Source organism: Sphingobacterium zeae (assembly GCF_030818895.1).
GTDB classification, from domain to species: domain Bacteria; phylum Bacteroidota; class Bacteroidia; order Sphingobacteriales; family Sphingobacteriaceae; genus Sphingobacterium; species Sphingobacterium zeae.
Map to the genome: position 1 here is coordinate 4522109 of NZ_JAUTBA010000001.1, position 14302 is coordinate 4536410.

The following is a 14302-nucleotide window of genomic DNA, read 5'->3' on the forward strand; positions in this document are numbered from 1 at the left end:
TATTTTTATGATGATGAAGCTTAGGTCTTATCGTTATCAGACTTATCTGATATGTCGCTGACCATTTCATCTGTATGAATTATTTCTTTAAATTTTCCGGTAATAATACCGCCTTTACTTTGTAGGCTTTATTGAGCTTCTGTTTAGCATAATCGGCGATGTCTGCAGCTTTTATTTGATCAAGCATTTGCTTATAACTGGTAAAAAATGACCAGGTTCCAAAACCATAATAAATATGGTTGCGCAGTTCTGCACTCCAAAATGTATCTTTTCCAAATTGTTTGTCGTATACCTGGTACATTTGCACTTTAGCATTATTGAGTTCTTCAACAAAGTAAGACGGATCTTTTACGATTTTATCAAGTTCAACCTGAACTTGCCCGATCAAAAACTCTGCTCTTGAAGGTTCGCAGGTAAAATTAATACGTGTGCGCATCAAATCGGTCGGTTCAGAAGTTGCACTGACACTAACGCCTACGCCATATACGCCTGACTGCTCTTCTCTCAAATTCTTTCGGAGTTTAACCTTGAGCACATTTTCCAAAAGTTCATTTTTTAGTATCTCAGGGTAATCATAATGTGTAGAAGTGGTCTGATAAAACAAGTTAACCGTGGCCTTTTCGGCCTGGCCTGCATATTGGACAATTTCTTGATCTTGGCGTTGTTTATAAGCTGGGATCCGCTGCTCACTGCGGTAATATCCTGTGGGAAGTGCCGCTATGTACTGTTCTACAAAAGCTTGAATACTATCTATATCAAAATCACCGACGAGCACAAAATCAAAATCTTTAGCTGAATGGAAACGTTCTTTGAATACTGGCACAATACGATCGATCTGTAGATCCTTTTCAATGCGTTCGACCGAAAGTGTATTTTCATCCAAATCGTCCGCCCCTATAGCTTTATTGATCGCTTGGTTATAGGCATCCATCACATTGAATTTTTTATTCCTGGCGGCATCTAGCCCTTGCTTTTTGATGCTTCCAAAAATTTTCTCATCGACACGAGGCTGAGTCCATTTGAGGTAAATCAGCTCAAACATAGACTTGATATCCTTTTGATTAGCTGATGCTGATAGCCCTTCTCGATTTGGCGCTATCATAAACGTGGCCGATGCTGAGTTTCCATTTAAAAATTTTGTTAATGCCGCCCGCGTAAATGCCCCCGCACCACTGGCTCCAATTATATTTTTGGCATACACAGCGTTGACATAATCGGAGCTGTCCAGCGCAATAAAACCGCCTTTTCTAAAGGCTGTTAGTTGAATATGATTTTTTCTACTATCATTTTTCTTTAGAAAAAATCTGGCGCCATTGGAAAGTTGCCATTCAGCCACACCGACCTCGTTGATCAGCTTCTTGTGTATCACTTTACCGGATATAGGCAGAACGCTCAGCAATTGTCGGGGGATTTCAATATGATCTGTCCATTTCTTCAAATCTGCCTGCGCGGACTCTGCGAATAACTGCCGCAAAACGCTTTCTTTGGGCACATCTGCTACTAAACGTGCAGGAGCAGTTAGCATCACAGCTGTATTTCCTGGCTTAAAATAACTTTGGAGATGATGCAGAAGGTTTAGAGAATCCAGTCGATCCAGGTCACGCAATAGCTGTCCATTACGGGCTTCCTTATCCATTAATATTTGGCCAGTAAAAAAGACATCTTTTAATTGGCTCAACATCATAGTGGCATTCAGCTCTTTGTTCTCTGGCGCGCGTTGAAGCTGTCTTTTGTATTGCTCTCTATAATCAGACAGCTCCGAAGAGGTAAATCCGTAGCGCAAAATACGTTCGCGTTCTTTCAAATATTTAGAAATTCCAGATTTGATCTGCCCCTCATACAAGGTAGCTCCACCAAGAGAAAGTCCATTGTTCAATAAAAGATCAGAGACCGACATGGAAGCACTTTTGTAATTGTCGTCTAACTGAGCAATTCGATCAAATCTTTTCTTTAAGAGTGCATTGACTGCTGTACGTTTTAAATTCTCAAAAAAATCAGCTTCGGTCTTAACAGCTTTGCTCGCTGGCAAAATCCCAATATAACTAAAGTCAATACTATTGGCCTCTTTATCGGTATAGATATTAAAAAGTGTATCTGTATGATTTGCGAGGCTGTATGAAATGCGCTTTGCCTCTGGTTTTCTGTTTTTAGCTTTTCCAAAAAGCTTTTTGATCATCTTTTCAACTGCTTTTGGATCTTGGTTTGTTACGACAGCCAACCCCATTAAGTTTGGCCTATACCATTTTTGATAAAAATCTACCAGTGTCGGTCGACGAAAATTACGCAATATATCCAGCGTACCAATCGGTTTACGGATGCCGTAACGGGAATGAGAAAAAATCAAAGGCAGGGTCTGATCGCTTAGGCGGGCAGAAAGGCCTTCCTTGGTCCGCCATTCTTCTATGATGATGCCGCGTTCCTTTTCGATTTCCAAAGAATCGAAACTAAGATTGAATGCCCAGTCACTAACGATATCAAGAGCTTTCTCTAAGTTTTCCTTCGACTTGCTATCGATCGTAATTTTATAAACCGTTTCATCATAGGAGGTGTGTGCATTTAAATCAGCCCCGAATTTTACGCCCAAAGACTCCAAGTAGGTGATCACTTCATTTTTGGGGTAGTGCTTGCTGCCATTAAAAGCCATGTGTTCTACAAAATGCGCTAATCCCAACTGATCGTCCTCCTCCTGTAGACTGCCGGCATTGACAAAAAGCTGTATAGCAGTCTGCTGATTATTCGTATTATTAGGATAAATAAAATACTGAAAACCGTTTTTTAATTTTCCGCGCACCAGTTTTGGATCCTGTTTAAGGTCCTGAGCTTTCAGCTGTATGAATGATACAAGAAGAACACTAAATATCCCTATTGTTTTTTTCAGAATATCCATATGTTCTATATTTTAGTAATTTTCAGACTAGATTGTTTATGATCAGGGCCGGGTAGCCCAAGTGTAATATTCTTATCATTTCTGAGTAGACGAATAGTCAACGTATTGTCTTTACCTTCTTCTATCGGATGATTAATCCAGCGTATTTTTATAGGCATTTCTACGACACCTGGCTTAAACAGAAGCGACGAACCGGTATTAACAACTTCGAAATCTACGCCAGCTTTAAGCCCTTCGCCCGCTACCACTTCATAATCCAATTCTATGGCTTCAAACTGTGTTTTTGTACTGAAATAAACTTTATAGTCAACCGACTCATTTCTGTTGGCCTGCACCGTTATTTCCGAAACGTTATTTTGGTGGATATAGAAAAAAGGATGATCATATGGAGTTTCCAATTCTTTATTACAAGCTAAAAATAGCAGGGAGATGAAACTCATTAAAAATAGGATATTTTTCATTTTTATTTATTTACAGTGGGATTAGGAGTAATGGATTTATTGGCATCTAATTCTGATTTGGGAATAGGAAGAATAAACAAATCATTTGGATATTTTATCAAACAGTTTGCCGAGTTACATCCAGCCCCACGATCCAATGATTCTTTATAACGCATGATATCGTAGATACGTTGGCCTTCAAAAGCCAATTCCTTGCGTCTTTCCAATTTTATTAATTCCAGTAATTCATTCGGAGTACTATATTCGACAACAATGTCTGCAGTATTTTTACCTAGCGCCCTCGATCTAATGGTTTTTAAGTCTTCAATCGCTAAATTGTATTGTTGGGTATGAAAATATGCTTCCGCTCTATTTAAATAGAGTTCGGCGGACCGGATCACCTTAAAGTTGACGGGCCAGTTCAGATCAGTTGTTTTCGAATACTTCCCATACTTAAGAGACATATATCTCTCCGGGCTTGACTGTAGTTCAAACATTGATTTACGGATGTCATCTGTGCCTAATAAATTTAAAAAATTATCTGAAGGATAGGCTAAAAACGCAACTCTATCCGAATAGAAGCTTGACATAAAATTGGAGGACCTAATATTCAGATTCAGCTGCCAGATCACTTCAGATTTAATACTGTTAAAATCTGAAAATTGGCTATCCGAAATGAACATATTTTTATAATCTTCGGCATTCACCAATTTATACTTTCCATCGGTCAATACTGCTGAAGAATATTTAATTACATCTTCATAACGACCCATGTATAAAAATATCCTCGACAAAAGGGCTCTTGCTGCATCTGCTGAAGCATATATCTTAGTCTTTGCTGTGGAATTTTCCAAAAAGGTAATTCCTTGTTCTAAATCAGCTATGATTTGCGCATAGGTATCTTTCATACTTGCCCTGGGCACGCGCTCACTAGGTAATGGTGTTACTGTAGGAATAGGAATTCCCGGATGACTTCCATCCGCTGTATACGTATAATGCTGTGCATAAACATTTGCCAACGCAAAAAATAGTAGTCCGCGCAAAACATGGCTCTGCCCCATATAGCTATTAAAATCGTCAGACCTGCCATTTAGTGACTTACGTACCGTTTCAGCAGAGTTAATAACATTATTGACATTATTAATGGCCTCATAGCCCGTTGACCATATGGCTAAAGTCCCACCGGTTCCATCTTCTTCATCAAAAGTATAGTTATAGTCCGTTAACATATAATTTTGTGTACCATTTGTGATGCGCTGTACATCATCGCCTCTTAAATCGCCATATATCCCATACTGTGACTGAAAAAAACGTGAGGTCAGGTTGTAACTACCAACAAGTGCATCCCGCATACCATTCAAATCAGAAAATAGTTGCTCTTTGCCAAGTTGTCCGATGGGTTCAACTTCCAAAAATGATTTACCGCAACTCGCAAGCGCCAATGATATTGCAATTACTGTATATTTAAATAATTTCATGTTAAATTCTGATTAAAAACCGATATTGATACCCAATGAATAATTAAGCACGCGACTAGATTCTGAAAGCATATTTGCATAGGTGTTGTCAACTACGCTTCCGCTTGTTACGCCAAACTGTTTAGCTAAGGATTCATAATTTTTTATTGATCCTTTTTTCGAAGAATATGGGGTCCACATCGCAATATTACTTGCCATAGCGGTAACTGAAATATGATCTAATTTTAATTTGCGAATCAGACCGCTATTAAAAGTATATCCCAAACTGATATTATCTAACTTAAGATATGTTTTGTCCAATAAAAAACGGGTGGAGTTCATAATAGATGAGGTTGTTGTATTTGAAAGTCGTGGAGAAGTAGCCAGTTGGCCAGGAAAATACCAAGAATTCAGCATATCAATGGATTGATTGCCACTCAAAATATTAAGACCATCCAATCCATTATTTCTAGTTGCCTGATCAAAATAATAGCCCCCTTTTGAATATTTGAAGAAAATTGAAAAATTCCAGTTTTTGTAATTAATATAATTCGTTAGTCCTCCATAATATTGCGGTGTTGAATTCCCAACAAGTACACGATTTTCGGTGTTATATACTTTAGTCACATTGCCATCCAAATCATACCACATCGGATCTCCCGTAGAAGGATCCACGCCTGCCCAACGTACAAGGTAGTAAGAGCGGGAATTATAGCCTTTTCTCATGATCGTATTGCCCGAAACACGATCAATATCTTCATTCAACTGCAACACTTTATTTCTATTTGACGATAAAATAAAAGTGGCATTCCAGTTAAAGTTTTCCTTTTGTAGTATTGCTCCATTAACACTCAGCTCTACACCTGCATTTTGCATTTTTCCGACGTTTTGATAAGTACGTCTAAATCCACTTACCATAGACACATAGGCATTATCAATCATATCGTGGGTGACATTTCGGTAATATTCGGCAGCCACATTAAACCGACCAAACAATCTAAAATCTATCCCTGTATTGAGCATTTTTGTTGTTTCCCATTTCAGTCCGTCATTCACACCTCTCGTCATCGTCGTTCCAGAATTCCCGCCATAGCTATAATTGGAATCGTATTTATAAATGCCACTGGCATAAGCTGAATTAAATCGAGAGTTGCCATTATTACCATAGGATATCTTAAATTTCAAGAAATCAACAACCTTGTTTTTGGACCAAAAAGATTCATTACTAACGGTCCAGGCCGCACCGATAGAACTAAACGTACCCCATTTTACATCTTTCCCAAAATTGGAACTTCCATCTTTTCGATAGGTATAGTTTATTGCATAGCGTTTATCATATACGTAACCGGCACGCCCAAAATAGGAGAGTAACGTTTGTTTATCGCGACTCGTTGTCCCAAGACGATTATCGGAGGATGCAAAGCCTACTTCTCGGATATAATCGTTTGGAAAATTAGTTCCCGTGGCAGAAACAGAACGGCGTTCTTCTTTTCGTGCTTCGGTTCCTAGTACAATATCAAAATCACCTTTAAAAATAGTACGCTTAAATGCTAAGGTATTTGTACTGATTAAGTTTAAAACCTGTGACTGTCCTCGGTAGGCCGTACCATTACTGGAAGAGCCTGTGTAATTATACATGGAAAAGTACTGATCTTCATTGCCGCTGGTAAAATCCGCACCATTAAGATTTGTAAAGACTAATCCATCCCACAGTTGATAAGTAAACCCTAAAGTTCCCAAGACATGTACGGTTGCTTGTTTCTGTTCATTTTGATCGATCAGGCCAGGCATGCCCTGCAGAAGCCCGCCATTTGGATCGCGCTCAATATACTCACCATTTGGACCAAATGGACTAATCAATGGGCTGTACTGAAAATAAGCATTGCCCGGATTGAACATATCATCTTTAGAATAAGAAGCAGCAAGTGTGCTGTTCAAAACCAAACGTTTGCCCACATTCCCGCTTACGTTTGAACGCACATCATAACGTTTCGTAGAATTACCGATAATGTTCTGTTTTTCGTCATAGATATTGGCTGAGAGGAAATAATGAACAGCATCTGTTGAACCCGACAGCCCTAAGCTGTGGAGATTAGTAAAACCAGTACGATTATAAACATCTGCCCAACGCGTATCCTGGGTGGTATCAATTTTTCCCAACTGATCAACCATACCCATGTCTTTCACAAGGTTTAAATATTGGCGACCATTCAGTTGGTTTAGATGACTTGATGGCCGTCTATTTATCCCTGTCCGAAATGAATAAGAAAGTTTTGGGGCTCCTTTTCCTCGTTTGGTTGTTATCAGGATAACACCATTGGATCCATTTGCGCCATAAATTGTCGTTGCGCTGGCATCCTTAAGTACGGTGACACTTTCAATATCATTCGGATTTATATATGTCAATGGACTGATCGAATTTTGCATCCCTGGAATTGAATTTGTCGTTCCGCCAGTATACAAAGGCACACCATCTACGACCCATAATGGTTCATTTGATGTGGTACCGCCAACGGTAGATGCTTCGCCACGTATTCTAGTGCTATAGCGAGATCTTGCGGAACTATTTGTTCCCCCATCTTGTGAATTAAATTCGACCCCAGGAACGACACCTTCCAGTAAAGCATCCAATCGGAGCGCAGGCCTATTATCTAGGTCCTTTCTTGTAATTGTAAAAGCCGATCCTGTCTGGTTCTCTCTCGCTTCTTTGGTACCATATGCTGTTACAATTACTTCATCTAGATAATCCATACTTTTTTGGAGCACGATAGCTAGATTTTTTCTGATATCTTTAGCAGGAATTTCTCTGGATTTATAACCGATGTAACTGACCACAATAGTCGCCTCCATAGGTACTTCCAAATTAAATTCGCCGATATTATTAGTACTGGTAACTTTATTAGTTCCTTTGATCGCGACACTGACACCAGCTTGATATGAAGGAGATTTACCATCCAGATCATCGATGGACACACGTCCTTTCAACAAGATTGTTCCCTCCTTTTCTTTGATCCGAGTTAATGTAATAGTTTTATTAACAATCTTATATTCAACGTTAAGCTTTTTGGATAATTTCGACAATGCAGCTTGAATTCCGTCTTCATCAAGTGAAATCTGAATCATAGCAGTGTTTTCTACAATACCTGCGTCATAAACAAAAGAATAACCTGACTGCTCTTCTATCTGCTTTAATACTGTTTTAAGTGGCTTTTTAGTTGTATCGATATGAATTCGCTGTGCGAAACTTTGCTGTATGCTACAAGACAATAGCCCAATTGTCATTAAAGTGGTTAGTTTAACCGAAAGCAATTCCGGATTTAAAAAAGCCGGGCTTCGTTTAAAGAATTTTTCATTCATTGTATTAAGGTTAATTATTTCCGAAATTTACATAGAGGACCTTGCCTTTCATCTGAAAATTCCCGTTCGTTAAGTTTTTCATAATCTCAAGCACATCTGAGGTTTTTGTGCCATTTACTATTTTACCAGAGATATGCTGGTTAGGAACAGCGGACTGATAAGATAGCTCAAAATCATACCACTGGCTAAGTTGATGAAGTACAGCCTCAATAGATTCATTATCAAATTCAAAATCTAGTTTGCGCCATGCCTCTTTCTCAAGCTTCGCCATCCGTTGAAGAGACAAAGCTCCATCTTTGTTGACAGCTATATTATTGGGTTGCAATATGAGATTTTGGTTCCCATTGCTTAGCTCAATTTTCCCTTCGTGTAGTGTGGTAATTGTTTTATCAAAACTAGGATAAGCTCTGACATTGAATTTTGTACCGAGAACTCTGATCTGCTGATCTGCTGTTTTTACGACAAAACTGCGTCCAGGTATTGTTACTACTTCAAAGTAAGCCTCCCCTTCCAATGAAATTGTCCTTTGCGCCGCCTTGCCATAATCTGGGGACAAGACGATCTTCGACCCGGCATTCAAAGACACTTTAGTGCCATCGGGGAGAATAACTTTGGTAAACTCTCCTGCAGCTGTTGCCAAGGTTCTTAAATTATGATGTTCTTTGAGATCTACATATCTTGTCGAATCTAAAAAATCATGTAAACTGCTACTAATTTCTTCAGTTTGGCCTGAAGTATCTGTGATCCATGCCGCCGCTCTAAAAACTTCATTATTATTTTCCTTTTGCTGAATTGACCAGATCCAGACTGCAGCTGCAGAGAGCAGCAGTAGTGCAGCGGCAACTCGCCATACCCATTGCAACCTGGATATTTTGGCGGGAGCAATACGTCGGTTAATCTCTGCCCAGTTTTTATCTTTAAATTCGACAGTCGAGAGATTACTATCGAGTATTGTTTCACTATCGTCAAAACTATTGTACCAAAGCTGGAATTGTAGAATATCTTCCTCAGAGGCTATTCCCTGGTTGATACGGGAAATGATTTCTTTAATTTCTTGTTGCGTCTTCATATGATTAACACTTGTGGTCTATATAGAAGTACCATAAGTGCTGAGCAACGCACGCTAAAAAATTAAAAAAATAACAAAGATTTTATATTATTTATAAAAATCCTTAAATGTTTTAGGCTTTTGCTGATTTGATTTTCAACAGTTCGATGGGAGATATTTAGTTTTTCAGCGATTTCTCTACTGTCCAAATTATCTATACGGGAATAATTAAAGATAATCTTTGCTTTCTCTGGTAGGCGTTCTACCTCTTGGAAAATAAGTTGCTGAAGTTCTTTAATGTTTAATACTTCGTCCAATTCCAATTCTTCCACACGATCCAATAATCCATAGGAATTGGGATCAACAAAATCCACTCTTGAAGATCTATTTACATATTTGATGATAGAAAACTTGGCTGCCTGAAATAAATAAGCTTCAAGATTTTGAATCTCTTCGAGTTTGGGGTTATTCCAAAGTGAAATGAAAATATCCTGTAAAAGATCTTCCGCAATATCCTTTTGCGGCATCCGGTTATTACAAATCACAAATATCTTGTCCCAGTACCTTTCATAGATTATCCTAAATGCTTCTTGGTCTCCAGCCCGTATTAACTTTTGCAAAGTTAAATTTTCGAGTGAACTATAGTTGTTTTTCATTTTTCGCCTCGTTTTATCTCGTTACGGCAAAACAGTTCGATGTGAGGCACCAAAAATACAACAATAATTAAAAGAAAACAAGGCAGTTAGCAAGGTAAAAAAGGTCAATCTTATAAAACTATTTCAAATGGAGTATTGTTCTTACGATACAAAACGGCTACAAGCTACCTTTCGAAAGAAAGGTTCAACATAAAAATTGGCGTCGTACAGTGAAAATCCAATAGTCTTTAAAAACATTGGATGACGAAACAAAAAAGAGGAAACGATAGGAAACATAAAGATTACTTTACGAATAAATGCTAAAAGAAAGGGTCTGATAAAAATCAGGCCCTTTTGAGGTAAAAAGCCACATCTCACGAAGTGGCCTTAATAAACATATGATTCACTAGTGGTTTGCCTTTTTATGACTTGCAAACCGCCAGTTATTGGATACTACTTATACGAATTGATCGATTTGGAAACCTTCCAGTCATTGCCTACACGCTCCAAGGTAACTAAATCTGTTTTGCTGAAGTTTTCAAATTTCAAGGTTACTTTAGCCACCATAAAGTCAGCTGATTCTTCTAAGATGTCGGTGTTTACTGTACAGTTTAGCTTCTCTCCTTTCTGCTTTTTCAGTAATTTAACTACGGCACCACGGCTATGAGACTGTGCATTCGTTGCTTGGATTTTTTGATTGAAATCTTCGGCGAACAATTGCTCGGCGCCTGCTGATTCCCCCGCAGTGGTCACCGCCACATAGTGATCCAGTGCCAAGTCTGCTGTGGAAAGGTTTACGTTTGCTTTTGTTGCTTTTGCTCCTGGTCCCTCAGCTGCCATAGCAAATGTTGATACTGCGATTAAGGCTGCTGCTGCGAATGTTTTTACTAATGCTTTCATAATGTCTTTATTTTATTGTGTTAGTTCTGTTGTTCTTATTTGTTGACTCAAAACTACAACACAATACGCTCCTAGCCTATTGACTTTAGACTAACGATCGGGAAAACTCGGTGAATGGCGGGAATGGGGAGGGGAAATAAAATAAGAGCATTTTTTACACCTAAACAAAAAACAGGAGTAATTTTTTACTATTTTTACACTCGTAACACACACAGAAGTAAAATTTACACTCGAAGAAATGAATAAATTTGACCGAAAAAATCCCTATAACGATTTACCATTGTTGCCACCAACCAAGGATATCGAAACAAAAAAAATTCTTCGGAAAACTATTTCTGCTGGTCGTGTGCTGGCCCAACTAAATGGTACTTTATTAAATTTACCAAATCCGACGCTATTTCTTGATACAATTTACTTACAAGAAGCAAAAGCAAGTTCGGAAGTTGAAAATATCATTACAACAAATGATGAATTATACAGATCATTTGTTGCTGACAAGAAAATTGAAAATTTATCAACAAAAGAAGTTTTAAGTTATAAAAAAGCGCTATGGCTAGGTCTTGAAGAACTCAAAGCTAAACCTTTTATTACTACAAACCTTTGCATTAAAATAGTTCAATGTATTAAACAAAATAATGCATCCATTCGGGTTACACCAGGAACAACGCTAAGCAACAATCGCGGTGAAATTATCTACACACCGCCAAGTGGAGAAACAATCATTAGAGAGAAACTCGCTAATTTAGAAAAATTCATCAATGAAGAAAGCAACATTGATCCATTGATCAAAATGGCATTATTACATTACCAGTTTGAAGCAATCCACCCTTTTGTAGATGGAAATGGTAGAACTGGAAGAATTCTACTTTTGCTTTACTTAAAACTTTCCGGACTATTAGAAGTTCCAGCAATTTATCTAAGCGAATACATCATTCAGAATAAAAATGATTATTATACCAAACTCAGGGGAGTAACAGAAAATGAAAATTGGGAAGATTACATCTTATATATGTTAGATATGATCGAACAAACAGCATCAAAAAGTCTCAAACGATTAAATCTAATCACACAAGCGATAGAGGAAATGAGTACTAACATCAAAACGAAACTTCCTAAAATGTATTCAAAAGATTTAGTTGAGATATTATTTAGATTACCTTATACAAAACGTCAAAATTTGATTGACGACAATTTAGGAAATGCGAAAACTGTTGGAAATTATCTAATCGCATTGGAGCAGAATGGAATTCTTGAATCCGTAAAAGTTGGAAAGGAAAAACTGTACTTAAATCAAAAACTGTTGAAAATTCTTGAAAATCAGTAAACTGCAAAAAGCCACATCTCTCGACGTGGCCTTAATAAATAGGTGATTCACTAGTGATCTACCTTCTTTTACTGGCAAACCACCAGTTATTGGATACTATTTATACGAATTGATCGATTGGCATACTTTCCAGTCATTGCCCACACGCTCCAAAGTAACTAGATCTGTTTTCGTAAAGTTCTCAAATTTCAAGGTTACTTTAGCAACCATATAGTCTGCTGATTCCTCGATGATATCAGTGCTTACTGTACAGTTTAGTTTTTCTCCTTTTTGCTTTTTCAATAGTTTAACTATAGCTTCACGGCCGTGGGTTTGTGCATTTGTAGCTTGGATCTTTTGATTAAAATCAGCCGCAAATAACCGCTCTACTCCTGCTGATTCTCCCTCCGTAGTTACCGCCACATAGTGTTCTAAAGCAAAGTCTGCTGTGGAAAGGTTAACGTTTGCTTTTGTTGCTTTTGCTCCTGGCCCTTCTGATGCCATAGCGAATGTAGATACTGCGATTAAAGCTGCTGCTGCGAATGTTTTTACTAGCGTATTCATAATGTCTTTTTTATATTGTTAGTTTTTAGTTCTTATTTGTTGACTCAAAACTACGACACAATACGCTCCTAGCCTATCGGCTTTAGACCAACGATCAGTAAAATTCGGTGAATGGCGAGAATAGGGAGGTGAAGCGATTTGTATTTCAGCATAATTTTGTCCATATTCATATTATATATTAAACGACAATGTCAGGCAACCTAACCTTTAAAACAGTAAAAATCCTGTCCCTTATGCTGATGATTGCATATACTACTCAGTTTATAGCAAAAATATCTTACGGTATACTAGAGACAAAGATTTCACAATTGAAACACTTCCATCATTGGAAAAGAGAAAATTACGTATTCAAGATTTAACAAAACTATCTCAGACCGACTATGTTCTTACTATAAAAAACGGCTACAAGCTACCTTTCGAAAGAAAGGTTCAACATAAAAATTGGCGTCGTACAGTGAAAATCCAATAGTAAAACACATTGGATGACGAAACAAAAAAGAGGAAACGATAGGAAACATAAAGATTACTGTACAAATAAACGCTAAGAGAAAGGGTCTGATGAGAATTAGGCCCTTTTGAGGTAAAAAAGCCACGTCTCACGGCGTGGCTATACAACACTTTATATTTATATTACAGTTCGAATTCTGTCTGGAACATTCCGTTTGTCGACGCATATGCACCGCCAAAAGAAATAGGAACGCCATACACATCCGTAGTATAGACTCCACCATTTATAATGAAGTTCTGAAATTCATCAAACCCTTTAACCGTACGGACAGCATCTTGGCCACTTCCTCCTATGATACAGATCGTGATCTGAGCTTCGGATAGAATCTTTTTTGTATTCGCATCTAAGGATACAGAACCATTTACTATACCTGCTGTAAACGCCGCGCGTACAGCTACAGATAACTCACTGTAATTTACTGATGATTCTACTAGAATTATCCCTTTGCGCCCATAGTTAACTGAATTAACATACACCGGATTCTTCGCTAAAAATCCCTGTCTGGTTGGCTCATCTTTAAAAATATTTCCGTCATCTGGTATATCCATTGATACATTAAAATAAGTCTGGCTAAAATCACAGACTAGCGCAGAGGTTTGCAGAATTTTGCCGCTGGCGACTGATGCACTCATTGAAAAAACAGAGGCGATATTTATATTAGCTCCAAAAGCAAGCTTAGCTTCTTTATAGTAATCTATCTGTTTCATTTTGTATGTAAATACCTGTGATTGTCTTCCGCTGAAATCTTTATCTCCGATAGCATCAATAACCGCATTATTTAGACCTGAACGAGTTGGAGAAATCTCCTTCGACCGTACTGGAAGTGAAAATGAAGCCGTAACCTTCGGCTTTAATAAGCTGGTATAACCTACAGGTTCATACAAACCGCTATTGATTGATTGTGCACTAAGTACTGAGCCTAAAAATATGTAATTGGGGGCCAATGTTGCTATCTCATAGAATTGTTCGACATTAGCAGTATTTGCAGAAGCACGAAGTTTAGAATTTGCTGAAGGAGTTATATCAATTTCTTTCCCATCTTTAATGGTATAAACTTTATCCCATTGACCTTTGTCTTTTTTGGCAACCCTTTCTTGGGTTACATGAGCTGTATCAAGACGATTTGCTCCTTCCTTATTACATGAATAAAGGAGAATTGGTACAGCATAAATTAATTTAAAAATCTGTTTCATAATTATATAT

Annotated in this window: 10 protein-coding genes; 1 reads left to right on the plus strand and 9 read right to left on the minus strand. The window is 37.9% G+C overall.

The features are described 5' to 3' along the window. Positions 1-79: 79 nt before the first annotated feature. From QE382_RS18975 to QE382_RS19005, 7 genes are all read right to left on the minus strand, one after another. Positions 80-2887 (minus strand): M16 family metallopeptidase, encoded by a 2808-nt coding sequence (locus tag QE382_RS18975; RefSeq protein WP_307187305.1) that lies wholly within the window; start codon positions 2885-2887, stop codon positions 80-82. A 5-nt stretch (positions 2888-2892) separates the two neighbouring features. Continuing rightward, positions 2893-3348, minus strand: coding sequence for a hypothetical protein (locus QE382_RS18980; protein ID WP_307187306.1), 456 nt, complete (start codon positions 3346-3348; stop codon positions 2893-2895). A gap of 2 nt (positions 3349-3350) precedes the next feature. Further along, complete coding sequence (locus QE382_RS18985; protein ID WP_307187307.1) at positions 3351-4805, minus strand: RagB/SusD family nutrient uptake outer membrane protein; 1455 nt, start codon at positions 4803-4805, stop codon at positions 3351-3353. A gap of 12 nt (positions 4806-4817) precedes the next feature. Then, positions 4818-8141 carry a SusC/RagA family TonB-linked outer membrane protein gene (locus QE382_RS18990; protein WP_307187308.1) on the minus strand — a complete coding sequence of 1108 codons (3324 nt, stop codon included), beginning with the start codon at positions 8139-8141 and terminating at the stop codon, positions 4818-4820. A gap of 10 nt (positions 8142-8151) precedes the next feature. Beyond that, complete coding sequence (locus tag QE382_RS18995) at positions 8152-9210, minus strand: FecR family protein (protein WP_307187309.1); 1059 nt, start codon at positions 9208-9210, stop codon at positions 8152-8154. Between the two features lie 62 nt (positions 9211-9272). After that, positions 9273-9845, minus strand: a complete 573-nt coding sequence (locus tag QE382_RS19000; RefSeq protein ID WP_307187310.1) for an RNA polymerase sigma factor — start codon at positions 9843-9845, stop codon at positions 9273-9275. A 432-nt stretch (positions 9846-10277) separates the two neighbouring features. Beyond that, the gene (locus QE382_RS19005; protein ID WP_307187311.1) at positions 10278-10724 is read right to left on the minus strand and encodes a hypothetical protein; all 447 of its coding nucleotides are present in this window, start codon (positions 10722-10724) and stop codon (positions 10278-10280) included. A 238-nt stretch (positions 10725-10962) separates the two neighbouring features. On the opposite strand from QE382_RS19005, the gene QE382_RS19010 reads away from it, so the two are divergent. Beyond that, entirely contained in the window at positions 10963-12048 is a 1086-nt protein-coding gene (locus QE382_RS19010) for a Fic family protein (RefSeq protein WP_307187312.1), read from the plus strand. Between the two features lie 96 nt (positions 12049-12144). Here the strand turns inward: QE382_RS19010 and QE382_RS19015 are convergent, their stop codons facing one another. Together QE382_RS19015 and QE382_RS19020 are read right to left on the minus strand one after the other, a co-directional pair. Then, positions 12145-12591 (minus strand): nuclear transport factor 2 family protein, encoded by a 447-nt coding sequence (locus QE382_RS19015; RefSeq protein WP_307187313.1) that lies wholly within the window; start codon positions 12589-12591, stop codon positions 12145-12147. 630 nt (positions 12592-13221) lie between these two features. Beyond that, positions 13222-14292, minus strand: coding sequence for a thiol-activated cytolysin family protein (locus QE382_RS19020; protein WP_307187314.1), 1071 nt, complete (start codon positions 14290-14292; stop codon positions 13222-13224). Positions 14293-14302 lie beyond the last annotated feature (10 nt).

Coding starts and splice junctions, on each gene's coding strand:
- QE382_RS18975 (WP_307187305.1), bottom strand. CDS start 2,887: ATGGATATTCTGAAAAAAACAATAGGGATATTTAGTGTTCTTCTTGTA.
- QE382_RS18980 (WP_307187306.1), bottom strand. CDS start 3,348: ATGAAAAATATCCTATTTTTAATGAGTTTCATCTCCCTGCTATTTTTA.
- QE382_RS18985 (WP_307187307.1), bottom strand. CDS start 4,805: ATGAAATTATTTAAATATACAGTAATTGCAATATCATTGGCGCTTGCG.
- QE382_RS18990 (WP_307187308.1), bottom strand. CDS start 8,141: ATGAATGAAAAATTCTTTAAACGAAGCCCGGCTTTTTTAAATCCGGAA.
- QE382_RS18995 (WP_307187309.1), bottom strand. CDS start 9,210: ATGAAGACGCAACAAGAAATTAAAGAAATCATTTCCCGTATCAACCAG.
- QE382_RS19000 (WP_307187310.1), bottom strand. CDS start 9,845: ATGAAAAACAACTATAGTTCACTCGAAAATTTAACTTTGCAAAAGTTA.
- QE382_RS19005 (WP_307187311.1), bottom strand. CDS start 10,724: ATGAAAGCATTAGTAAAAACATTCGCAGCAGCAGCCTTAATCGCAGTA.
- QE382_RS19010 (WP_307187312.1), top strand. CDS start 10,963: ATGAATAAATTTGACCGAAAAAATCCCTATAACGATTTACCATTGTTG.
- QE382_RS19015 (WP_307187313.1), bottom strand. CDS start 12,591: ATGAATACGCTAGTAAAAACATTCGCAGCAGCAGCTTTAATCGCAGTA.
- QE382_RS19020 (WP_307187314.1), bottom strand. CDS start 14,292: ATGAAACAGATTTTTAAATTAATTTATGCTGTACCAATTCTCCTTTAT.